21 protein-coding genes and 1 riboswitch are annotated in these 22,880 nt (G+C 40.4%); of the genes, 3 read left to right on the top strand and 18 right to left on the bottom strand.

Annotated elements, in window-relative coordinates; all coding sequences use genetic code 11:
* Positions 1-36: 36 nt before the first annotated feature.
* Entirely contained in the window at positions 37-1,080 is a 1,044-nt protein-coding gene (locus tag BN1609_RS00530) for an AI-2E family transporter (RefSeq protein WP_255377273.1), read from the bottom strand.
* A gap of 97 nt (positions 1,081-1,177) precedes the next feature.
* Positions 1,178-2,083 (bottom strand): UDP-N-acetylmuramate dehydrogenase, encoded by a 906-nt coding sequence (gene murB / locus BN1609_RS00525; RefSeq protein WP_088808955.1) that lies wholly within the window; start codon positions 2,081-2,083, stop codon positions 1,178-1,180.
* Between the two features lie 160 nt (positions 2,084-2,243).
* Here murB and BN1609_RS00520 point away from each other — a divergent pair, with 160 nt between their 5' ends.
* Both BN1609_RS00520 and BN1609_RS00515 read left to right on the top strand, forming a co-directional pair.
* Entirely contained in the window at positions 2,244-3,221 is a 978-nt protein-coding gene (locus tag BN1609_RS00520) for an ABC transporter ATP-binding protein (RefSeq protein WP_088808956.1), read from the top strand.
* Complete coding sequence (locus tag BN1609_RS00515) at positions 3,218-4,735, top strand: ABC transporter permease/substrate-binding protein (RefSeq protein WP_088840393.1); 1,518 nt, start codon at positions 3,218-3,220, stop codon at positions 4,733-4,735. Before BN1609_RS00520 ends, BN1609_RS00515 begins: the two co-directional genes overlap by 4 nt.
* A gap of 44 nt (positions 4,736-4,779) precedes the next feature.
* Here BN1609_RS00515 and BN1609_RS00510 read toward each other — a convergent pair whose 3' ends face one another.
* From BN1609_RS00510 to BN1609_RS00475, 8 genes are all read right to left on the bottom strand, one after another.
* Entirely contained in the window at positions 4,780-5,613 is an 834-nt protein-coding gene (locus BN1609_RS00510) for a hypothetical protein (RefSeq protein WP_088808958.1), read from the bottom strand.
* Between the two features lie 119 nt (positions 5,614-5,732).
* The gene (locus BN1609_RS00505) at positions 5,733-7,064 is read right to left on the bottom strand and encodes an Nramp family divalent metal transporter (protein WP_088808959.1); all 1,332 of its coding nucleotides are present in this window, start codon (positions 7,062-7,064) and stop codon (positions 5,733-5,735) included.
* A 65-nt stretch (positions 7,065-7,129) separates the two neighbouring features.
* A complete protein-coding gene (locus BN1609_RS00500) occupies positions 7,130-7,801 on the bottom strand; it encodes an ABC transporter permease (protein ID WP_088808960.1) in 672 nt (223 codons plus the stop codon).
* Positions 7,798-8,721 (bottom strand): osmoprotectant ABC transporter substrate-binding protein, encoded by a 924-nt coding sequence (locus tag BN1609_RS00495; protein ID WP_088808961.1) that lies wholly within the window; start codon positions 8,719-8,721, stop codon positions 7,798-7,800. The genes BN1609_RS00500 and BN1609_RS00495 overlap by 4 nt, the downstream gene beginning before the upstream one ends.
* Before the next feature lie 12 nt (positions 8,722-8,733).
* Positions 8,734-9,387: an ABC transporter permease gene (locus tag BN1609_RS00490; protein WP_088808962.1), complete on the bottom strand. Its 654-nt coding sequence runs from the start codon at positions 9,385-9,387 to the stop codon at positions 8,734-8,736.
* Positions 9,387-10,574 carry a betaine/proline/choline family ABC transporter ATP-binding protein gene (locus tag BN1609_RS00485; RefSeq protein WP_088808963.1) on the bottom strand — a complete coding sequence of 396 codons (1,188 nt, stop codon included), beginning with the start codon at positions 10,572-10,574 and terminating at the stop codon, positions 9,387-9,389. Before BN1609_RS00485 ends, BN1609_RS00490 begins: the two co-directional genes overlap by 1 nt.
* 206 nt (positions 10,575-10,780) lie before the next feature.
* Positions 10,781-11,341: an energy-coupled thiamine transporter ThiT gene (gene thiT / locus BN1609_RS00480; protein WP_088840392.1), complete on the bottom strand. Its 561-nt coding sequence runs from the start codon at positions 11,339-11,341 to the stop codon at positions 10,781-10,783.
* 66 nt (positions 11,342-11,407) lie between these two features.
* A riboswitch (TPP riboswitch) is annotated at positions 11,408-11,508 on the bottom strand.
* Between the two features lie 55 nt (positions 11,509-11,563).
* Complete coding sequence (locus BN1609_RS00475) at positions 11,564-11,947, bottom strand: MmcQ/YjbR family DNA-binding protein (protein ID WP_088808965.1); 384 nt, start codon at positions 11,945-11,947, stop codon at positions 11,564-11,566.
* Between the two features lie 100 nt (positions 11,948-12,047).
* Here BN1609_RS00475 and BN1609_RS00470 point away from each other — a divergent pair, with 100 nt between their 5' ends.
* The gene (locus BN1609_RS00470; RefSeq protein WP_088808966.1) at positions 12,048-13,649 is read left to right on the top strand and encodes an ABC-F family ATP-binding cassette domain-containing protein; all 1,602 of its coding nucleotides are present in this window, start codon (positions 12,048-12,050) and stop codon (positions 13,647-13,649) included.
* A 25-nt stretch (positions 13,650-13,674) separates the two neighbouring features.
* On the opposite strand, the gene BN1609_RS00465 is transcribed toward BN1609_RS00470, so the two are convergent.
* The 8 genes from BN1609_RS00465 to BN1609_RS00430 all read right to left on the bottom strand — a co-directional run bounded on the left by BN1609_RS00465 (position 13,675) and on the right by BN1609_RS00430 (position 22,834).
* Complete coding sequence (locus BN1609_RS00465; RefSeq protein ID WP_088838765.1) at positions 13,675-14,124, bottom strand: NUDIX hydrolase; 450 nt, start codon at positions 14,122-14,124, stop codon at positions 13,675-13,677.
* Positions 14,125-14,139: 15 nt separating this feature from the next.
* Complete coding sequence (locus tag BN1609_RS00460) at positions 14,140-14,793, bottom strand: DUF4352 domain-containing protein (protein WP_088808968.1); 654 nt, start codon at positions 14,791-14,793, stop codon at positions 14,140-14,142.
* A gap of 98 nt (positions 14,794-14,891) precedes the next feature.
* On the bottom strand, positions 14,892-16,559 hold the full coding sequence (locus BN1609_RS00455; protein ID WP_088825182.1) for a ribonuclease J: 1,668 nt from the start codon (positions 16,557-16,559) through the stop codon (positions 14,892-14,894).
* 14 nt (positions 16,560-16,573) lie between these two features.
* Positions 16,574-17,458: a 4-hydroxy-tetrahydrodipicolinate synthase gene (dapA, locus tag BN1609_RS00450; RefSeq protein ID WP_088808970.1), complete on the bottom strand. Its 885-nt coding sequence runs from the start codon at positions 17,456-17,458 to the stop codon at positions 16,574-16,576.
* Between the two features lie 26 nt (positions 17,459-17,484).
* Entirely contained in the window at positions 17,485-18,690 is a 1,206-nt protein-coding gene (gene dapG / locus BN1609_RS00445) for an aspartate kinase (protein ID WP_088840391.1), read from the bottom strand.
* Between the two features lie 11 nt (positions 18,691-18,701).
* A complete protein-coding gene (locus BN1609_RS00440; RefSeq protein ID WP_088808972.1) occupies positions 18,702-19,742 on the bottom strand; it encodes an aspartate-semialdehyde dehydrogenase in 1,041 nt (346 codons plus the stop codon).
* Positions 19,743-19,891: 149 nt separating this feature from the next.
* Positions 19,892-22,057, bottom strand: a complete 2,166-nt coding sequence (locus BN1609_RS00435; protein WP_088840390.1) for a penicillin-binding protein 2 — start codon at positions 22,055-22,057, stop codon at positions 19,892-19,894.
* A 168-nt stretch (positions 22,058-22,225) separates the two neighbouring features.
* A complete protein-coding gene (locus tag BN1609_RS00430) occupies positions 22,226-22,834 on the bottom strand; it encodes a superoxide dismutase (protein WP_088825181.1) in 609 nt (202 codons plus the stop codon).
* Positions 22,835-22,880: the final 46 nt, after the last annotated feature.

The following is a 22,880-nucleotide window of genomic DNA, read 5'->3' as shown; positions in this document are numbered from 1 at the left end:
GTATCAAAAACAAATAAAAAAACCTAGACACATAGCCTAGGTTTTATCCGCTTTTTTCGGTTTCTTCTCAAGTAAATGTTCAGCTTGGTCGGTAACCCCTAATACGTCTAGGAAAAACATCACGACAGGAATCCCAACAATTAGTCCCCAAACGCCAAAGAAGTGCTCTCCAAAAATCAAAATGATGAATGTATAAAACACCGGTAAATCCGTTTTAGCAGACATTAATTTAGGGTTTAAAACGTAAGATTCAAGCGCATGAATAATCACAACCACAATTAAAATATAAAAGACGTATTGGAAACCACCAACTGTATAAGCAATAATGGTGAGCGGAATCATCGAAATAATGACACCGGCAACCGGAATTAAGCCCAATAAGAACACCATAATCGAAAGCGTTAATAGTTGTGGGAATCCCATAATCCATAAAGCAATTGTCGTCAGGACACAATTCACAACGGCAATCAAAAATTGTGCTTCAATCACCTTACCAAAAGTGCCAACAAATTTTGTACCAAAGTACTTTATCTCATCATACACGAACGAAATTTTACTGGTCGCAAATTGATTAGTGAAGGTGATTAATTGATCTTTTCCTAAAGAGAAAAACAGACTTAAAATAAGGGCAATGAATACGTTAAAGGCAACCACGCTTATATTCGTTAAATACGTGACAACCATTTGAACGCCTTGCTCTGTATATTTCATAATATCAATTTGATTCGCCATCGTAACGATATAGTTAATGAAATCATTGTTTGAATCCTGTGTAAAGAAAGTATTAGCAAATTTCACCAGTTGCCCAATTTGTTCGGTTAGAACTGGTATGTATTTGACTACAACAAATGTGAGCCCGAGCGCAATTAAGGCATATAAAATGAGCACAATAATTTGTCGGTAAATGGAAATCCGTTTTAAAATAAAGTTCTCTAGTCTTGTAATTAAGAATGAAAAGATGAATGTTAATAGGATAATATCCATCATACTGCGGAGCAAATACAAAACAAAAACGACTAACATAAAAACTAACACACGTCGCGTGCTTTTTTTGCTGAAAAAATCAAATAAACTTTCCAAATATAGTCCTCCCATACAATAGTAACAATCCCATTGTAACAAATAACTTCCCCGCAAACAGCCATCTTTTTAAAAGATACATCGCAAGTCTGACACTTTAATCTTCCCCAATGATTCGGACTTCTGTTTCTAAATCGACGTCAAAATTGCGTTTTACAGTTGCTTGTACGTGTTTGATGACCTTCATATAGTCTGTCGCGGTTGCCTCGCCAACATTTACGATAAAGCCGGCATGCTTTTTAGAAACTTGTGCACCACCAATTTGAAACCCTTGCAACTGACTATCCTGAATAAGTTTACCGGCAAAATATCCTGGTGGCCGTTTAAATACGCTGCCACATGAAGGATACTCAAGTGGCTGTTTGGATTCACGTGCCTCGGTTAATTCGGCCATTTTCGTTTCAATTGGCTGTTTTTCCGAGAGCGCCAGTTTAAACTCAGCTTCAAGCACAATCAATTTCTTTTCTGCAATGGTACTATGGCGATATTTCGCCGCTAATTCTGAACGTTCTAAGTGGAGCAATTCGCCAGCCATTGTTAAAACTGTTGCGCCTTCTAAACAATCGCTAATTTCGCCACCATATGCCCCAGCATTCATATAAAGTGCACCGCCAACTGAACCAGGAATCCCGCAAGCAAATTCAAGTCCTGTCAGACTCTCATCGCGTGCAAAACGTGATACGTCAATTAATTTGGCACCGCTCCCCGCATAAATCGTTGTTTCCCGTCGCTCCACTTTATTTAATAAATCTAAATACAAGACGATACCTCGGATACCGCCATCTTTTACAATTAAATTCGAACCGTTACCTAAAATTGTGAGTGCCACATGTTCATCATGACAAAATTTCACAACGGTTTGCGCTTCTTCTTTTGTTTTTGGCATCACAAATAAATCTGCATGACCACCAGTTTTTGTATATGTATAGTTAGCAAGACTTTCCTGTTTTTTAATGATTAATTCTGGTAAGACTTCACTTAAATTTTTCGCTACTTTTTCCATTTTATAAACCTTCCATTCACGTTGTAAGTTTCACTTCTTCTATTTTACCACGAAGCCTGTTTTTTACAAAATAATGTAAAATAATTGTTTTTCATAAAAAAAAATGGTAAATTGTGGGAACAAATATTCGCTTTTTTGTTTTAAAAGATTGGAGGCCCTTATGATACGCTTTAAAGATGTCACTAAAAACTATACTGACGATAACGTTGCTGTTAATAAACTTAACTTAGATATAAAAGACGGTGAATTTTTTGTCTTCATTGGACCGAGTGGTTGTGGAAAAACAACAACACTTAAAATGATTAATCGTCTCATTCCACTTACTACTGGAACGATTTACATCGACGAAAAACGTATTAGTGACTACAATATTCATGAGCTTCGCTTTGATATTGGCTATGTATTACAACAAATTGCCCTTTTCCCGCATATGACGATTGCTGAAAATATCGCGATTGTACCAGAACTTAAAAAATGGGACAAAGAAAAGATTTATAACCGTACAACAGAACTACTTGAAATGGTTGGCCTTGATCCAGCATCTTATCGCGACCGTAAACCGAAAGAACTTTCAGGCGGCGAACAGCAGCGTGTTGGTGTTGTGCGAGCACTAGCAGCCGACCCCAGTATCATTTTAATGGATGAACCATTTAGCGCACTTGATCCTATCACTCGTCAAAAATTACAACAAGATATTTCTCTCCTTCAAAAGAAAATTAAAAAGACGATTGTTTTCGTGACACACGACATGCAAGAAGCTCTGGCACTTGGTGACCGAATTTGCCTCATGCAAGACGGAGAAATCGTTCAATGTGATACGCCGTCTAATATTCTCAAAAACCCGAAAAATGATTTTGTTAGACATTTCCTTGATTCTGGAAATATTGCGAAGCCTCATCTATTGCCTGAAAATAAAAAAGCCAAAGATATTATAGAGCTTTTAACTATAGAGGAAAAAAATACGCCAAATTTACCTGTTTTAAAAAGCGATGCGGCGATTAGCGAAATGATTGTGGCACTTTCAGGGAACAATGCGGTGCAAATTCAAAATGATGACGGGAAAACTTATGTTGTGACACATCAAGATTTGACGAAGTTTTTAGCTAGTCAATTAGAACAGGTTGGTGATGCGAAATGAATACGCTCATTAATACGTTCGTTGAAAGAAAAGATGTTCTTTGGACGGCGCTCGTTCAGCACATTCAAATTTCATTCATTTCCCTTTTCATTGCGGTTTTAATTGCCCTCCCGCTTGGCATCTACTTAACTCGACATAAGCGAATAGCTGAACCGATTATCCAAGTCGCGGCTATTTTTCAAACCATACCGTCTTTAGCTCTTCTTGGTCTTTTGATTCCGCTTGTTGGAATTGGGATTGTTCCAGCGATTATCGCGCTTGTTATTTATGCGCTTCTCCCGATTTTGCGAAATACATACACGGGGATCAATGAAGTCGACCCGGCTCTCGTTGAAGCATCGCGTGCAATGGGAATGAACAAATGGCGCCGCCTTTACAAAGTTCAGCTGCCGCTTGCCATGCCTGTTATTATGGCCGGCATTCGCACGGCGATGGTACTAATTATTGGAACCGCAACGCTTGCTGCGCTAATTGGTGCTGGTGGACTCGGGGATTTAATCCTGCTCGGAATCGACCGCAACAACAATAGTTTAATCTTGCTCGGAGCCATTCCCGCAGCGCTTCTCGCGATTTTATTTGATGTCCTCTTACGCTTCTTGGAAAAAGCCAGTTTCAGAAGCACAATTATAACGGTGTCTATCGGCGTCCTGCTGACTGCTGCCCTAATTATTGTCCCGCTCTTCACGACCGACAAAAAGGAAATTACCATTGCAGGTAAACTTGGTGCAGAGCCAGAAATACTCATCAATATGTATAAGCTAGTCATTGAAGATGAAACGGACTTAACGGTGAATTTAAAGCCAAATATGGGAAAAACCAGTTTCTTGTTTAACGCGCTTAAATCCGGCAATATCGATATCTATCCTGAGTTTACTGGCACCGTTTTAGAAACCTTTACAAACGACCCTGCTAAATCGCATGACGCGAATCAAGTGTACGAACAAGCACGGGACGGACTTGCTAAGCAATTTAACATGACTTACTTAAAACCGATGCAATACAACAATACGTATGCCCTCGCGGTGTCAAATGATTTCGCGAAACAAAATGATTTGCAGAAAATTTCCGATTTATCTGGCGTCCAAAATCTTGTTAAAGCTGGTTTTACGTTGGAATTCAATGACCGTGATGATGGCTATAAAGGCATTCAAAAAACGTACGGCCTGCAATTTGATAATGTCAAAACGATGGAACCAAAACTGCGTTACAATGCTATTTTAGCGAATGATATTAATTTGCTTGATGCGTATTCAACAGATAGTGAGCTCGCGCAGTATAAATTGAAAGTTTTAGAAGATGATAAACAATTTTTCCCGCCTTATCAAGGTGCTCCGCTAATGCTAACTAAAACGATTGAGAAGTACCCAGAAATTAGGGCGCCACTCAATAAGCTTGCTGGCAAAATTACGGATGACGAAATGCGGAAAATGAACTATGAAGTTAATGTAAATGGAAAATCTGCCGAAGAAGTCGCACGTGCCTTTTTAATCAAAGAAAACATTCTTAAAAAATAAAAAAACGGATACTAAGAGCTCATTGCTTTTAGTATCCGTTTTTCTCATTCATTTCGAATAAGTTCTATGATTTTATTCGTATTTGGTTTATAGAAGCGACAATGTGCTTCGTATTCCATATTAAACTCTTGTGCACGTTTTGGTAGCGGGTTTGTTTTATCAATTAATAGCCCTTCTTCTACAAGTGGAAGTAGCGAAATAATTTGATCAAAGACTAAACCGCCATTTGTATCGCTTAAAACGGTTACCATTTTAGCAAGCGCTTTTCGTTCTTCAGAAGGGAGTTGTTTTTGATGGCTATGATACCATTTTGCAAGTGCCACCCGATTTTCTCTTGTTGCTTCTAAATAAATGGTTTGTGCATATGCAGCCTTCATGAAAGCAATCGATAAATCTTCTGCTGATTTCCAGTCTTCTGGTTTAATAAGCCCTTGTTCTTTAATTTTTTCATTAAGTAACGCAATATCTTCTTGATAAATATCCATTTTATGTTGCTGTTGTTTGTATACTTCAAGAGCCAAACTAAGTTGGTCGATTGTCGGCTGAAGTTCTTCTCCAAACAGAACGTTATTGTTTAAAATGAGTTGAGCTTGTTCAATTCGTTCGGCCACAATACTGTCCCGCTCTTTCACAATACTTGCCCGCTTTGTCAAATATTCAAAATAAAAATTGTACTTCTGTAATTTTTGAACAACCGCTAGAGCCTCTTCTCGGCTGGCTAATTCATCTTCACTTCTTAGCACTGTGATGCCGGAGATCTTTCCTAGTTTTGTAAAAATGACAACTTGAAATAATTGATCTTGTGCATCTATTTTATAAGGTAACACATGGTCTTGCTCTAAAAGTTTTTTCTGTGGTTTCAACATTTTGCTAGCCATTATAATCAACACCTTTACTACGCTTATTCTGATAATTTAATTATAACGAATCTAGGTGAAAAATTCGAGGGAAAATATTAAGATGTTTCTAATTTATAGTTTACATAATCTTATTATCGTTAAACAAATGTATGAATGAGGAGGTAAATATTCAGCAATGCAATGAAAATGGCCACTGTCCATGATAGTATTTGCAACCATTTGGCATTCACAAATACTCCCATTTTCTTTTTATTTCCTGTAAATAAAACGAGTGGGATAACAGCAAATGATAATTGCATAGATAAAATAACTTGGCTCAAAATGAGTAAATCATTGGTTCCTTCTATTCCGTAAAGCGCTGTTACTATGACGGCTGGAATAATGGCTAATAGTCTCGTAAGCAGTCTTCGTAGCCATGGTTTTAAACGTATATTCAGAAAGCCTTCCATCACAATTTGTCCTGCTAGCGTTCCTGTAAGCGTCGAATTTTGCCCAGATGCGAGTAGCGCCACTGCGAAAAGCGTACTCGCAATGCTGCTTCCAAGTGTTGGATCAAGCAATTTATATGCATCTTCTATCCCAGCAACTTCCCTATGCCCAGTATAATAAAACGCGGCCGCCGATAAAATTAAAATAGCGGCATTAATGAAAAGAGCCATTGTTAACGAAAAAGTAGAATCGATAAATGAAAATTTAATGGCTTCTTTCCGGCCTTTTAAGTTTCGTTCATACTGTCTTGTTTGCACAATAGAGGAATGTAAATAAAGATTATGCGGCATGACAGTTGCTCCTAGAATTCCAAGCGCGATATAGAGCATTGCTGGATTCGTAACGATTTCTTTTTGAGGGACAAACCCTTTCGCAACTGCGGCCATATCTGGATGGCTCATGATAAGTTCAATGCCAAAACAAACTAAAATGGTTACCATCAGCGTAATGACGATAATTTCGATGTATCTAAAACCACGATGTTGTAAGAGTAAAACAAGAAAGATGTCGAGCGATGTAATGCAGACGCCCCAAATGAGTGGAATCCCAAAAAGGAGATTTAATGCGATGGCACTCCCAATGACTTCTGCTATATCGGTTGCAATGATGGCTAATTCTGCTAAAATCCATAAAACGAATGACACGCCTTTTGGAAAGCTATCTCGTGAGGCTTGGGCTAAATCGCGGCCGGTGACAATGCCAAGTTTGGAGGCAAGTGACTGTAATAAAATCGCCATGAGGTTTGAAATGAGGATGACTGACAGGAGTGTGTAGCCAAACTCAGATCCGCCGGCAATGCTCGTTGCCCAGTTCCCTGGGTCTACGTAGCCGACGGCAATCAGTGCCCCTGGGCCCATAAACGCAAGAAGTTTTCTAAAAAAAGTGGCATTTTGAGGTACTTTAACGGTGTTGTTCACTTCGCTTAGTGACGAGTCTGATTCTTTGCGGCGCCAAGCTTGCTTTTCCTTTTTCAAAAGCATCCCTCCTCTTTTTGTACCAAAAAGGCAAATGTAGCTAGACGTACACCACATTTGCCAGTTTGTTTCTAAAGTGCTTCTGTAAGTTTTTTCTTTTTATTTTTAACAGGATTTAGCGAACGTTCGATAAATCCGAGTACGAGGTCGACGATGATAGCCATGAGCGCGGTTGGAATAGCGCCAGCCAAAATAATGGCTGTTCCATTGGTCGCATTTGTCCCCCGAACGATAATATCGCCTAGTCCCCCAGCACCTACGAATGTTCCGATGGCTGCAACGCCAATCGCGATAACGAGTGCGTTACGAATGCCGGCCATAATGACGGAAAGTGCGAGTGGCAACTCAATCATGCGTAAAACTTGCCATTTTGTCATCCCCATGGCTTTGCCTGATTCGAGCAAAGCGCCATCTACATTTTGTATACCCGTATACGTATTTTTTAAAATAGGTAATAGTGAATATAAAAAGAGTGAGAGTACGACGGTGTTTGTGCCAAGTCCCATAATCAGCATTAAGACAGCGAGCATTGCAAGCGCTGGAATGGTTTGAATGATGTTCGCAATTTGAATGACCCAATTGGCAAGACGGCGTTTACGCGCGATATAGATGCCAAGTGGAATCGCCACGATACTTGCGAAAAGCACACCGTAGATGCTCATCAAAAAGTGTCGCCAAAAAGCTTCTGCCACATATGCCCCATTGGTCGCATAATAGTCGATTAATTGATTAAACGTATTCATTTGCCTTCATCCTCAAAATAGTTATTTTTTTGAAGAAACTCTTCTGCAACAACAGACGGTTCTTTCAATTTACCGTCAGCCTGATAGTTTAACTTCTGCATTTCTTCTGTCGAAATTTTTCCAACCAGTTTGTTTAAAGTTGTTTTAAGTTCTGGGTGTTCTTTTAAAATCTCGTCTGTAGCTACAGGTGACGCGTCATATGGCGGGAAGAATTTTTTGTCGTCCTCTAAAATCTTCAAATCATAGGTTGGAATCCGTCCATCTGTGGAGTAACCGAGCGCCACGTCCATCTGGTCATTTTTAAGCGCCGTATAAATCAAACCAATTTGCATCGGGAATATTTTTTTGAAGTCGATGTTGTATTCCTTTGAAAAAGCTTTATACCCGTCACCGGCACGTTCCATCCAAGAATTATCTACCCCAGCTGTAAGCTCGTTTTGAACCGGACGCATATCGCTAATCGTGTTTAAATTATATTTTTTAGCGGTGTCTTGTCGCACCATAAATGCGTATGTGTTCGCGAATCCATATGAATCGAACCAAGTTTGCTGAAATTTATCTTCGAAGCCTTTTTGAACTGCCGCAAGCGCTTTTTCTGGATCTTTAATCGGCTCTTCGCCAAGTGGGCCAACTAAATCCGTGCCCGTGTATCTTGTCGCGGTAATATCCACATCTCCGTTCATCATCGCCTGGTGTTGCACGACAGATGAGCCTAAATTATTTACCATTTCTACTTTTAAATCCGTGTCATGTTCAATCATTTGTTTCACGATATTTGCAACAATTTGCGATTCTGTTGTCGACATCGAACCAATTCGAATGGTATCGCTTGAACCCCCGCCTAAACCAGGTAATGAACAGCCTGTTAAAAGGACGAAAGACGCACATAAAACAGCTATTAAAGTTGTAATTTTTTTCATTTTCCGTCCCTCCTAACCGTTGTTTCTCGCATCGCGAAGTGGTTTTGGTGTTAACACATTTTCGAGCTTACCGAGGAAATATTCAACGAGCAGCGCCAAAATCGTAACTGGAATTGCACCGCCTAAAATTAAATCTGGGCGATACAAATTTAAACCGTTAAAAATAAAGTCGCCTAGCCCACCGGCACCAATATATGATGCGAGCGTTGCCCATGCAATGATATACACAGCCGATAGCCGAATGCCCGCCATAATGACGGAAATCGAATTGGGAATTTCCACATTTATAATAAGCTGGAAACTTGTCATACCCATGCCGCGCCCTGATTCAATTAAGTTTTTATCCACACCACGCACGCCAATAAACGTGTTCCGTAAAATTGGCAAGAGCGCATAAATGAATAGTGCGATAATCGCAGGGAATGTTCCAACACCTAAAATTGGAATAATAAACGCAAGAATCGCGAGCGAAGGGACAGTCTGCAAGACACTCACAACGCCGATTACAAAATCCGCCACTTTCGGTGAACGCGTCAGCAAGATGCCGACAGGAACAGCCACAATGATGCCTAAAATAACAGCGGCAAGCGATATGTAAAGATGCTGCCAAGTTTGAACAAGCAAGTTATGCCCATTTTCTTGGAAAAATTGCGTAATCGCATCCATTATTCTCCCCCCTGACTACTGTGCGCAAGTTCTTCGCCTTTCTTTTCCTCCGAAGTAGAAGCCATATCATCATCGCCCCAGATAGAATCGTAAACCATATCAACAAGACTTGCTCGCGTTACAATCCCAACGAGTTTCTTATCGTTATCTACAACGGGCACATATTTATAGCCACGTTTTAAAATCCGTTGCACGGTGTCACGAAGCAGCGCGTCTTCCTTCACGTAAAATACATTTTTTTCCAAAATATCCACAACAGATGTTGCTGTTCGTCGGTTAGAATCAATTTGCTCGACATCGATAAAACCTTTCAAAATATTGCGTTCGTCAACAACAAGAAGCGTATCTACTCGGCGCTCCTTCATAAGTTGAATCGCAGCTTGTAAAGATTTATCTGCCGTAATGGAAACTGGTTTTGGATTCATAATTTGACTAACGATTGTTACATTCGGTTGTGCCTCAATCAAGCGATCCTTTCCAATGAAATCTTCAACAAACGAATCAGCAGGATTACGCAAAATTTCATCTGGTGTATCAAATTGTACAACTTTTCCGTCACGCATAATGACAATTCGGTCCGCTAGTTTGATAGCTTCGTCCATATCATGCGTCACAAAAATAATTGTCTTTCCAAGTTCCTGCTGCAAGCTTTTAAATTCCTCTTGAAGTGCATCACGCGTAATCGGGTCAAGTGCCCCAAACGGTTCATCCATTAAAATGAGCGTTTGGTCAGCTGCTAAGGCACGAAGTACGCCAATACGCTGTTGCTGTCCACCGCTAAGCTCATATGGATATCTGTCTAAATATTCTTCTGGCAAGTCGACCAGTTTAATCAATTCCTTAGCGCGTTCATGTTTCTTTTCATCCGACCACTTCAAAAGCTTTGGGACTAAAACGATGTTATCGCGAATCGTCATATGCGGCATTAAACCAATTTGTTGAATCACATACCCAATTGAACGGCGAAGTTTTACTGGATCTTCTTGTAAAATATCCTTATCGTTAATGAAAATTTTACCTTCAGAAGGTTCAATCAAACGATTTATCATTTTCATCGTAGTCGTTTTCCCACAACCACTTGGTCCGATAAAACAAATAAATTCACCCTTTTCAATATTCAGGTTTAAGTCACTAACCGCCTTTTTCCCACCTTTATACGTCTTCGTAACGTGTTCAAACTTTAACACGAAGAACACCTCCATATGTATTTCTATTTTAACCAATCTTTAGTCAAGTTCCCTATTTTCTAGGCGTCTAAACAAAAAATCCTTATAGAACTATCTATAAGGAGACTATATAAAAAGTATATACTTGTGCCTAGCAAAACGCAACATATCTAACTTCTAAGCACTATAAAACTCCTTGTAGATGGCGCTACAAGGAGTTTCCTAATTTATTTCGGCAGAAACAACTGCGGTTTCATTTTCATCATCACGGTAATCACCAAGCCACAAACAACTATTGTCGCAAGGCAGCTTAGTCCGTTCATTACAATGGAGAAAAGTTGGGCACTCCAACCAGCGAATGCATACGCTCCCCAAAATAGAACACCAGCAAGGTAATGCCAGAAATACCTAGCAATACCTCCCGCAAACATCGCCACCCACGCAAAAGTGATGGCTTTTTTAAAGTTTTTCTCAGTTAAGAAGGCTCTGATTTTTTTAGAATAAATTCCAGAAAAAGCAATGAAAGCGAAAGCAAGAACATACTCAATGAGCGCCTGATTCCACATTAAAATATAAGCTTTTCCTGTTAAAAAATGAAGCACCCCCCATAGAAGTCCAGCAAATCCAGCAGCTAAAAAGCCCCTTCGAATTGCTACTACATACATGGGAATCATGCCGAGCGAAATCGAAAAGCTCGAACCGATATCAAGTGGTATAAAACTTAGTATCATCGCAATCGCTGCAAAAATTGCACATTCCAGTAAAACAATTAAACGTTTGTTTGCCATAAAAAATAAACTCCCTTCTTCTTTTGGACATACACGCACCGCAGAAGAAAGCAGTTTTCAATATGAAAAATGCAATCGCCACAATCCCTACGCTCGTATTAACGAACAGGTTCAAAGGGTCAGAGTGAAACACTCAATCTCAGCTTAAAGCCCCCCCTGTGGTAACGTAATATGAAATTCTTAACAAAACCTATTATACCATGCCAAGAAAAAAAGTAAACCCTATTCTTCTCCTGAAAATAGCACCGCGTTTTGTTTTCGCTTACTAAGCTTCGCAAAAACCAGCTTATAGCTATTTTCCAAGATGGCAGAAAGCAGTTCATCTGGCACATCGCAATCGCTCGAAATCATCACCGAAATCCAGTGCGTCTTATTCAAATGATAGCCCGGCACAATCGCCTGATACTCTTCCTTTAGACGTTCCGCCCGTTCAGGCTCACATTTTGCGCTAATGAACAGAATATCTTGGTGACGATGAATAAGCGCAAACATCTTATCGCCAACTTTCATTACGCTTGCTTCTTTTCCAAACGGGAAAGTCAGTTTTGCTCCTTGTAAGGACTCGCAAAAGGCAACCCATTTTATTCGTTCTAATTCAAATTCCATTTGCCCCACCTCTTTTTTTAGTATAACACGTGAAAAGCTTTATTTACGAGCGGTAGCATGGTAAAATAGGGATAATGTGCTTTTTTATAGGAGGAAAATAATGTTAACAGTGAATAACGTCGCACTTCGATATGGCGATAAAAAGCTATTTGAAGATGTATCGATTAAATTTACACCAGGTAATTGTTACGGTTTAATTGGCGCAAACGGGGCCGGTAAATCGACATTTTTGAAAGTTCTATCAGGTGAAGTGGATTCGCAATCAGGAAATGTGCATATCACGCCTGGCGAGCGCCTTGCTGTGCTTCAACAAGACCATTTCCAATATGATAATGAACTCGTTTTAAACACCGTCATTATGGGGCATAAAACGCTTTATGACATCATGGAAGAGAAAAACGCAATTTATATGAAACCGGATTTCAGCGATGCAGATGGTATCCGTGCGGCTGAACTCGAAGGCGAATTTGGTGAGCTTGGCGGTTGGGAAGCTGAGCCAGATGCAGCTGTCCTTTTAAACGGTCTTGGCATTCCATCTGAACTTCACGGTAAAATGATGAAAGACTTAACAGGTTCTGAAAAAGTGAAAGTGTTACTTGCACAAGCCTTATTTGGTAAACCTGACATTTTGCTACTCGATGAGCCAACAAACCACTTGGATATTCGGGCGATTCATTGGTTAGAGGAGTTTCTAATCAACTTTGAGAACACGGTTATTGTCGTATCGCATGACCGTCACTTTTTAAACAAAGTATGTACGCATATTGCCGATCTTGATTTCAGCAAAATTAAACTCTATGTCGGAAACTACGATTTCTGGTATGAGTCGAGCCAACTGGCGCAAACAATGATGAGCGACCGCAACAAGAAAAAAGAAGAGAAAATGAAAGAACTTCAGGACTTCATTGCGCGTTTCAGTGCGAATGCCTCCAAATCAAAACAGGCGACTAGCCGTAAGAAAATGCTTGAAAAGATTACGCTAGAAGATATTCAGCCATCAAGTCGGCGCTATCCATTCATTCAATTTAAGCCTGACCGGGATGTCGGCAATGACCTCCTAACCGTAGAAAATTTAACCAAAGAGATTGACGGGGTTAAGGTTTTAGATAATGTTTCCTTCACGATTAATCGCGATGACAAAGTGGCGCTCGTTGGTGACGATGAAGTTGCGAAAACGACGCTATTCCAGATTTTAGCTGGTGAAATGGAGCCGGATTCCGGGACTTTCCGCTGGGGCGTGACAACAAGCCAAAGCTACTTCCCGAAAGATAACTCTGAGTTTTTCACAGAAAACAATCTAAATCTCGTGGAATGGCTGCGCCAATATTCTCCGCAAGACGATTCCGAAGCGTTCCTGCGCGGCTTCCTTGGACGCATGCTCTTTAGCGGTGACGAAGTGCTTAAAAAAGTGAAAGTACTTTCTGGGGGCGAAAAGGTACGCTGTATGTTGTCGAAAATGATGCTTTCAGGTTCCAACGTACTACTGCTTGATGAGCCTACTAACCACTTGGACTTGGAGTCGATTACCGCTCTAAATAACGGCCTACTTGGCTTTAAAGGCGCGATGATTTTAGCTTCACATGACCATCAACTACTTGAAAGTATAGCAACGCGAATTGTGAACCTTTCTAAAGATAATTTCTACAATAAAGAAATTAGTTATGACGGCTATTTAGCAGAAGTCATGCAAGTGAATGACTGATAAAAAAGCGTGAATCCAACTGGATTCACGCTTTTTTAAAGTAATCTTCAATAATTTCCATATGCGTTGGATTGAAAAGCGGCGGAATCTCGTTTTGTCCCACCCATTTCAGTTCCAACGTTTCTTCATTGTTAAAGCTTAAATCAACGTTTTCTGATACAACAACTTGATAGACTAAATCGATGCACTGCGCAACATCACCATTTGGATAGTGCTGTTCAAGCGTCGTATAAACACCTTGAAAGTCCCTAACCGAAAACTTTTCGATACTTGTTTCTTCAAAAATCTCACGTCGAAGTGTATCTTCAGGTTTCTCAGAAAGTTCCATTGCCCCACCCGTTAATCCCCAAAGGTTGCTATCTCCGCGGCGTTGCATTAAAATCTGACCTTTCCCGTTCCCAATAACGCCTACAACGAATGTCAAAATAATTTTTTCATGCCCTACTTTTGAACGAATCCAATTGATATAATCCATCATCTGCCCCGTTTCTTATTTTAAAGTAATTTGACCCGTATCTATCGTAATAGGCGAAAGCGAATCGCCCACATAAGAAAGCCATGATAAAGAAATCCACTTGATATCACTGACTTTATCAATTTTGCTAATCGGGAAAACTAGCTCACCAGAAATCGTTTTTCCTTTTTCGATTTCACTATCATCGAAAGTTGAAAGGAGCATATCGCCGCCGTTCACACTTTCTTTCGGTGTCTTCAATTCCCCTTGATTCGGATATGTGGTCACTTTCTTGTCCCCATGATTCGTGATTTCAAGCGCTACCGTCACACTTCCCGGCAATTCTTTGTCTTCAAGCGAAGAATAAATCGCTTTTTTCTCCACTTTGATACTCGTAATCTTGCTTTCAATTTGGTTGTCCGTCTGCTTAAAATTCACAGGATATGTTTTCGATTCCGTTGCCGAGCTTTCCCCTGAATCATTGGTCATTGAGAAATTGCGCACGCTATCTTGCACGTCTTGGAAATTCTTAAACGCCACAATAATTCCAATTATCGAAGCAATCATCAAAACCGTGCTGCTTCCAAGAATAATGGCACCCACTTTTCTTTTTTTCGGGAAAAAGAGGATGACCACTCCTATAATGAATAAGATAAAGGAGATGACTCCACCAAAAATCCAAAATACCATATTATGTCTCCTTTTTTAATGAAATATTGTGTTTATCATATCATTTATTGAACAGGGAGGCAAAAAACTGCAAAACCATCGCTGGCTTTGCAGTTTTGTTAAACTTCCATAATAATCGGTAAAATCATCGGTCTACGTTTAGTCTGCTCAAACAAATAACGATTTAATTTATCACGAATATCTTGTTTTAGTTTCGCCCATTCAAATTCATTTTCTTGTAAGTTGTCTAAAACAATTTTGCTCACCACTTTGGCCGATTCCTCAATCAAATGTTCCGATTCGCGCACATAAATGAAGCCACGCGAAATAATTTCAGGACCCGACACAATTGTTTTCGATTTGCGGTTTAATGTTACAACCACAATGAAAATACCATCTTCTGAAAGCAATTTGCGGTCGCGCAAGACAATGTTACCAACATCGCCAACACCTAAACCGTCAATGAGCGTATTGCCAGCATAAACACGATTGCCCATTGTCATTTTGCCTGCTTTATATTCTACCACATCGCCTTTCCCAGCGACAAAAACGTTCGTTTTCGGAATGCCGACACTATAAGCTAATTTAGCATGACTAATGAGCATCCGATACTCTCCGTGAACGGGAATAAAATACGTCGGTTTCAACAAGTTTAAGACCAATTTTAAATCATCTTGACTCCCGTGACCAGAAATGAATAAATTGCGACTCATTGTCAGAACACGAGCGCCCGCCCGGTAAAGCATATCCATTGTTTTCGCCATCATCGTTTCAAGCGAAGGACTTGGTGTCGTAGTGACATAAACCGTATCGCCCGCTTTAATGTTAAGCTGCGGATGGTTACCTTTTGTCATTTGTTGCAGCGACTGAATGGGCTCGCCTAGATTCCCAGTTTCAATCACCGTAATTTCATGATCTTTGTATTTCTTCATGTCTTTATGAGAAATAATCAAATCATCTTCGACAATAAGTTTATCAAGGCGTCTTGTTATCTCTACTACTCGTTCCAATTCCTTTCCAACAATAACGACTTTACGCTTTGTTGCGGCAGAAGCATCTAAAACTTGCTGCAAGCGAATGACGTTTGAGGCTACGCATGCCACAATGATTCGTCCTTCTGCTGTGCGGAAAGCGTGACGCACTTCTTCCTCAATGTCGCTATCGCTAGAAGTTGTCCCAGGATGTTCCGCTTCAGAACTGTCGGAAAGAAGCGCGAGAACGCCCGACTCTCCAATATCAGCAATGGCACTCAAACTTGTTTCATAGCCATCTTTCGCCGATTGATCAATTTTAAAGTCTCCTGTGTAAACAATCGCGCCTTCACTAGTATCAACAACGATTGCAACGGAATCAGGAATCGTATGTGTTGTCCGGAAGAAACGAATATTTGCTTTTTTAAATTCAATGACACTATCTTCATCAATCACGTGGAAATTTTTAAAGCGCACTTTTTTATACTCTTTTACAGAAGCTTTCGCAAGTTCAATCGTAAGCTCCGTCCCGTAAACTGGCGCTTTTACTTTTTGAAGTAAGTACGGTAAGGCGCCAATCGCATCTTCATGTCCGTGCGATAGTACAATCGCTTTAACACGGTCCTTATTTTCCTCCAAATAGCGGAAATCGGGAATGACCACATCGATGCCGAGCAATTCATCTTCTGGGAACATCAGCCCCGCATCAAGGACGAAAAGTTCATCGTCCACTTCTACCACATACATGTTTTTTCCGCTTTCAGCCACTCCACCAAGAGGAATGATTTTTATCTGTTTCGCTTTTTTAATTGTCAAAGCGGAAACCTCCTTTAGCTTTTTTTCGCTTGTTTATAAATAGATTGTAATTTTTCCGCTTGCACAGCATTCAAATCGACAAGAGGAAGTCTAACAGGGCCAACATCAACCCCTAATTCTCGTAGTAAAAACTTCGTTGGAGCTGGGTTTGGAACGGCAAAAATACCAGTCATGAGCGGAAGCAACTTCCGATGAATCGCGGCCGCCTTTCTCACTTCCCCATTTTCAAACGAATGAATCATTTCTTGCATTTCAGGACCCGCTACATGGCTAAGAACAGATACCACGCCGTGCCCGCCAACAGCTAAAATAGGCAACGTCAAGCTATCATCTCCGCTATAAACGGAGAAATCAGCTGCTGTTTCTTCAATAATTTTGGAAATATTATCTAAGTTCCCGCTGGATTCCTTAACAGAAACGATATTGTCTAATTTCGCGAGTTCAATGATGGTTTCTGGCTCGATATTAACGACAGAACGACCCGGAATATTATAAATCATCACCGGCAACGGCGAATTTTCAGCAACTGCTTTAAAATGCGCATAAAGCCCATCTTGATTTGGCTTATTGTAGTACGGCGCCACAATTAGTGCGGCGTCATAGCCGCCAAGGTCGGCCACTTCTTTTGTGAACCGAATTGTTTCGTCGGTATTATTTGATCCTGTACCTGCAATTAGTTTCGCGCGTCCATCATTTGCTTTCGCCACTTCTGTAAACAATTTGATTTTTTCATCGTGGCTTAAAGTTGGTGACTCGCCCGTTGTTCCTGAAACAACAAGCGCGTCCGTTCCATTTTCAATCAAGTAATTCACTAAAGCATGAATTCGTTTGCGGCAGACTACATTTTTTTCTGGATGAATCGGCGTTACCATCGCCGTAATCACTTTCCCAAAGTTCATTTTTATTCCTCCTAAATAGTAGGGAATTACTCAAAATCAAGACAAAATTCATCATGTAAAGCATTAACTGCTGGAATTAAATCGTCTTCGCTGACTAAAACCCAGATGGTCGTATGGCTATCTGCGGATTGTAAAATTTGAATGCCTTTTTGGGCAAGTGCGCGTACAATTTTCGCTGTGACACCTGGTACTCCTGTTATGCCCGCGCCAACAATTGAAACTTTCGCGCACTCCGTTTTAGACATAACCGAAAAATCTTTTGCTTTTAAAAGTTTTTCAACGGTTTCTTTTTTTTCTTCTGGAACGGTAAACACGATATTCGTGGCCGAAATATTGATAAAATCAAGGCTAATTCCGCCGTCTGCTAAAAGTGCAAAAGCTGATTCCTGCGTTCTTTTGGCATCTGTTTGCACGGAAACTTGTACTAAATCCGTTACGTGAGCAATGCCTGTTACGAGGCGCTCCTTCACATCAAAGTGCCCTGCTTCTCCGCTAGCGACCAGCGTGCCTTCTCCGTCCAAATAAGTGGAGCGAATGCGCATCGGAATTTTTGCTGTCATCGCAATCTCAACAGCTCTCGGGTGAATCACCTTCGCCCCTTGATATGCCATGTTGGACACTTCATTGTAGCTCACCTGCCGTAAGCTTTTCGCGTGTTCGACAATGCGCGGGTCTGCTGTCATCATGCCATCGACGTCCGTAAAGATATCGACATATTCCGCACGAAGCGCAACACCAAGAGCCGCAGCAGACGTATCACTACCGCCGCGACCAAGCGTCGTCACATCATGATGCTCATCAACGCCTTGAAAACCTGCAACTACGATAACATCATTTTTTTCTAAAGCAGCTGTAATTCGTTCGGTGTCCACTTCCAAGATTTTCGCATTCAAATGATTAGGCGTCGTGCGAATACCAGCCTGCCCACCTGAAAACCCTTCTGCCAACACGCCAGATTCCTTCAACATGTTCGTAAAAACTGCACAGGAAATTGTTTCCCCAACAGAAAGCAGCATAGCTTGTTCACGTTTTGAAAGCTTCGTCTTTTTAGCGCCAATCAATTCAAGTAGCGTATCAGTCGCATAAGGATCGCCGTAACGCCCAATTGCTGACACAACCACAACGACCTTGTAGCCGTCAGAAACGGCACGTTTAATGTGCTTAAATGCCATTTCGCGTGTTTCCGGACTTTGCACCGACGTCCCGCCAAATTTCTGAACTATCATTTTCATTCCTTGCACCTCTAAATAATTTCTAATTTAACTAGGCTCTCTGCAATTTGAATGGAGTTCCAAGCCGCTCCTTTGAGTAAATTATCCGATACAATCCATAAGTGGAAACCTAGCGGATTATCTAAATCGCGACGAATTCGTCCAACAAAAACTTCCTTTTTCCCAGCCGCATTTGCCGCTTGCGGATAAAGTTGCGTTTCTGGATCATCTTCTAAAACAACGCCTGGAGCCTCTTTCAAACAAGCTTTAATTTTCGCCACGTCTGTTTCTTTTTCAACTTCAATATAAACGGATTCAGAATGTCCAGAAACAACGGGAATTCGCACACACGTTGCGGCTACTTTGATAGAAGCATCTTCCATGATTTTCTTCGTTTCATTGATCATTTTCATCTCTTCGTATGTATAGTCATTTTCGGTGAAAACATCAATTTGCGGTAGCGCGTTAAACGCGATTTGATAATGCTTTTTGTCACCTTTGACGGGCATAATTTCAGGCGTAAAAGGTTTGTCATCTAACACCGCGCGTGATTGTTCGTTCAGTTCTTGAATGGCAGAAACGCCAGAACCAGAAACCGCTTGATATGTGGATACAATAATCCGATTTAAGCCCCATTCTTTGCGAATAGGTTCAAGTGCCGCCACCATTTGAATGGTCGAACAATTTGGGTTGGCAATAATACCTTGATGTTTTTTTAGCGCTCTTTCGTTCACTTCTGGGACAACGAGTGGAACATTTTCATCCATGCGATATGCACTTGTATTGTCAATCACAATAGCGCCACGCTTCACGGCTTCCTCGGCAAACTTTTTCGAAACCGAGCCACCTGCGCTAAATAAAGCTATATCAACACCATTAAAAGACTCAGGTGTAGCTTCTTGCACGATAACTTCTTTTCCTTTAAAAGTAAGTTTTTGTCCTGCAGAACGTGCGGAAGATAAGAAAGAAATTTGCTTAATCTTAAACGTCGCCGCCTCTTCTAATAACTGAATCATTTGTGTTCCTACTGCGCCAGTCGCACCGACAACGGCAACATGATAGCTTTTTGTCATTCATTATTCCTCCTTCATTTTTGCTTTCATCAAAGTGATCGTTCACTTTAAACTCTATTTATCATATCATAAAACGCACTATTTCGCAGTTCTTTTCCACTTTTTTTGAAAAAAAGACCTCGCCTGATTTTCAGACAAGGCCTTACCTATTATTTTTCCGTTTGTTTCGATTGTGCCGCTCGTGCTGCTTGCAGATTATTAATAGGTTGGTCAACATTTGAAGTTTCTTTTTTCTGTTCCGAACGTTTCTTCTTCAGTTCGAAATATTTATCTAAGACTTCCTTTGAAATACTCATATTGATTTTGCTGTCACTATATCCATCGCGATATTCCCACGGGACAACAACGGCAATAGCAATTTCTGGTTTTTTGGCAGGTGCATAGCCAACAAAAGTCGTATTCCAAACTTCGGCCATTTTTGAAGCTGTTTTAGGTCCATCATAGAAACCTTGGGCCGTACCAGTTTTTCCTGCTACATCATAGTCCGCAGAACCGAAAACAGTACGCGCTGTACCATTTGGTCCGTGTGTTACTTGGTAAAAACCATTTTGTACTGTTTTAATATCCGCCTCCGTAACACCTAAACGGTTTAACACTTTTGGTTCGTTGCTAGATGCAACCGTTCCAACGGTGTCGCCTGAAGTACTTGGATTGCGGATTTCCTTCACCATAGATGGCTGAATACGTGAACCGCCGTTTGCAATCGTTGACGCATATTGCGCAAGTTGAAGCGGCGTATAAGAATCATACTGTCCAATTGCAAAGTCAAGAATTTTACCGATTGTATCATCTTGACCTTTATACCCAACTTGTTCGCCCGGCAAATCAATGCCTGTTCGGACGCCTAAGCCAAATTGATTGTAATAATAACGCATTTCATCGAAAGTTGAAAGCGGCGCACGAAGCGGACCGTTTGGCACGTATTTCGCGCCCCCCATTTTCATGGAAACTTGATACATGTAGGAGTTTGATGAAATTTCAAGTGCGCCAACTGGGTTAAGCGCAAGCGAGCGCTCCCCATTTCTATTAAACCAAGAACTTTTTGGTTTTGTACCTTTGAAAACAATTGGCTGATCGACAAAAACTGTATCTTTTGTGATGGCGTCGCTCATAATCCCACTTAAAACCGTGGCACCTTTTACAGCTGACCCCATATTATAGGCGGTTGTAAACGTTCCAAGGGAATAATCTTCAAATTCGCCTTTGTCGTTTATTTTTTGTCCAGCTAAACTTAAAACTTCACCACTGTATGGATCCATCGCAACGACAAATGCGCGATCAAGCAAATCAGATCCACCAGAAGATTTACCTTTTTTAATATTATTTCGCAAAATTTCTTCTACAGCATTTTGGAATTCAACGTCTACGGATAAAACGAGGTCTTTTCCTTTTGAGCCCTCATTTTTTTGTACCGTTTCGATAATATTTCCTTGACTGTCAAGTACGCTTTCTGATTGCGATTTTTGTCCAGCGAGAACGTTTTGGTATTCTGCTTCTAGATAGCTTTTTCCGACACGATCATTTCGGCTATAGCCTTGCGATAAGTAATATTCTGCTTTTTCTTTTGGAAGCCCTTCTTTTGCTGATGAAACCGATCCTAAAATTGAGCGGAGTGTTTCATCATACGTATAAAAGCGATTCCAGTCTGTGGTTGTATCAACGCCTGGCAAGCTTTCTAAATTTTCACTAACTCTAGCGATTTCTTGATCTGTGACATCTTTGCTTTTCACAACCGCTTCGGTCATTGCATAACCGCTTGTCATTTTTTTATAAATCGTAGCGATACGTTTATCATCCGCTGTTAAGCTCGCTAAATCTTTATCTGTTACTTTTTCAACTTGGATTTTATAAGATTTAGAAGCATCAAGTGCTTGTTCTTTGGCTGTTAATCGGCTAAGCGATTCTTGTTCATTTGTTAAAATCCAATAATCTTGCAAATCGCGTTCTGTTAATTTTTCAGGTTCAACTTTAATCATCTTATCGAGCTTTTGCGCAACTTGCAAAGTTTCAGATGGTTTTGTTTGTTGACTTCTTGTATACGTAATCGATTTTACTGCTGTATTTCCAACTAAAAGATTATAATTGCGGTCATAAATAACACCACGTGGTACATTTTTTGAGACTATAACATTTTCAGTTTCTTCTAGTTGTCTTTTATACGTATCCCCTTGAACAATTTGGACAATGCCAAGGCGTAGAATGAGTACAGAAAACAAAATAAAGATGACGAAGAAAAGAATATTGAGTCGGAGTGGTATGACGGCACGCTTTTTTTTCTTTGATTTATCTTTCTTTTTTCTAAAATTCAGTTTCACCTATCACAAACCCTCTCTTAAAAGATAATGCCTCTTTACATTGTAGCCGAAAACTAACAAACTTTCCACCTTCTGCAAGTTAGAATTTAATTAAAAATAGTATAAGAAAAAATAAAGAACCGTGATTGGTCACTAACCAATCACGGTTTAAAAGTTTAGATATTAAACTTATTTAGCAGCTGCAAAGCGTTTTGCAACTTCATCCCAATTTACTACGTTCCAGAAAGTATCGATGTATTCTGGGCGGCGATTTTGGAATTTAAGGTAGTAAGCGTGTTCCCAAACATCTAAGCCAAGAACTGGTGTGTAGCCATCGCTTAATGGGGAATCTTGGTTTGGTAGGCTGATAATTTCAAGCTCACCATTTTTAACAACGAGCCAAGCCCAGCCAGAGCCAAAGCGAGTAGTTGCGGCATCAGCAAATTTTGCTTTGAAATCAGCAAAGTTTCCAAATTTAGCATCGATAGCTGCTTTTAATTCGCCAGCAGGTTCGCCGCCGCCATTTGGGCTTAAAATGGACCAGAATAATGTATGGTTTGCATGACCGCCGCCATTATTACGGACAGCCGTGCGGATATTTTCAGGTACAGTATCTAATTTAGCAACTAATTCTTCTACAGGAAGGCTCGCTAAATCGTCGTGACCTTTTAAAGCGTCGTTTAATTTTGTAACATACGTATTATGATGCTTTGAGTAATGGATTTCCATTGTTTCCTTGTCAAAGTTAGGTTCTAACGCATCGTAAGTATATGGTAGTTTTGGTAATTCATAAGTCATTTAAAATTCCTCCTTGAAAATAATTTTGATTGTGCGTAAACAAATC

Source organism: Listeria sp. ILCC797, from assembly GCF_900186185.1.
Classification (GTDB): domain Bacteria; phylum Bacillota; class Bacilli; order Lactobacillales; family Listeriaceae; genus Listeria; species Listeria goaensis.
Note: the sequence above shows the minus strand (reverse complement) of the source record. Positions and strands in the feature narration are given on the sequence as shown.

Coding starts and splice junctions, on each gene's coding strand:
- murB (WP_088808955.1), bottom strand. CDS start 2,083: ATGGAAAAAGTAGCGAAAAATTTAAGTGAAGTCTTACCAGAATTAATC.
- BN1609_RS00520 (WP_088808956.1), top strand. CDS start 2,244: ATGATACGCTTTAAAGATGTCACTAAAAACTATACTGACGATAACGTT.
- BN1609_RS00515 (WP_088840393.1), top strand. CDS start 3,218: ATGAATACGCTCATTAATACGTTCGTTGAAAGAAAAGATGTTCTTTGG.
- BN1609_RS00510 (WP_088808958.1), bottom strand. CDS start 5,613: ATGGCTAGCAAAATGTTGAAACCACAGAAAAAACTTTTAGAGCAAGAC.
- BN1609_RS00505 (WP_088808959.1), bottom strand. CDS start 7,064: ATGCTTTTGAAAAAGGAAAAGCAAGCTTGGCGCCGCAAAGAATCAGAC.
- BN1609_RS00500 (WP_088808960.1), bottom strand. CDS start 7,801: ATGAATACGTTTAATCAATTAATCGACTATTATGCGACCAATGGGGCA.
- BN1609_RS00495 (WP_088808961.1), bottom strand. CDS start 8,721: ATGAAAAAAATTACAACTTTAATAGCTGTTTTATGTGCGTCTTTCGTC.
- BN1609_RS00490 (WP_088808962.1), bottom strand. CDS start 9,387: ATGGATGCGATTACGCAATTTTTCCAAGAAAATGGGCATAACTTGCTT.
- thiT (WP_088840392.1), bottom strand. CDS start 11,341: ATGGCAAACAAACGTTTAATTGTTTTACTGGAATGTGCAATTTTTGCA.
- BN1609_RS00475 (WP_088808965.1), bottom strand. CDS start 11,947: ATGGAATTTGAATTAGAACGAATAAAATGGGTTGCCTTTTGCGAGTCC.
- BN1609_RS00470 (WP_088808966.1), top strand. CDS start 12,048: ATGTTAACAGTGAATAACGTCGCACTTCGATATGGCGATAAAAAGCTA.
- BN1609_RS00465 (WP_088838765.1), bottom strand. CDS start 14,124: ATGGATTATATCAATTGGATTCGTTCAAAAGTAGGGCATGAAAAAATT.
- BN1609_RS00460 (WP_088808968.1), bottom strand. CDS start 14,793: ATGGTATTTTGGATTTTTGGTGGAGTCATCTCCTTTATCTTATTCATT.
- dapA (WP_088808970.1), bottom strand. CDS start 17,458: ATGAACTTTGGGAAAGTGATTACGGCGATGGTAACGCCGATTCATCCA.
- dapG (WP_088840391.1), bottom strand. CDS start 18,690: ATGAAAATGATAGTTCAGAAATTTGGCGGGACGTCGGTGCAAAGTCCG.
- BN1609_RS00440 (WP_088808972.1), bottom strand. CDS start 19,742: ATGACAAAAAGCTATCATGTTGCCGTTGTCGGTGCGACTGGCGCAGTA.
- BN1609_RS00430 (WP_088825181.1), bottom strand. CDS start 22,834: ATGACTTATGAATTACCAAAACTACCATATACTTACGATGCGTTAGAA.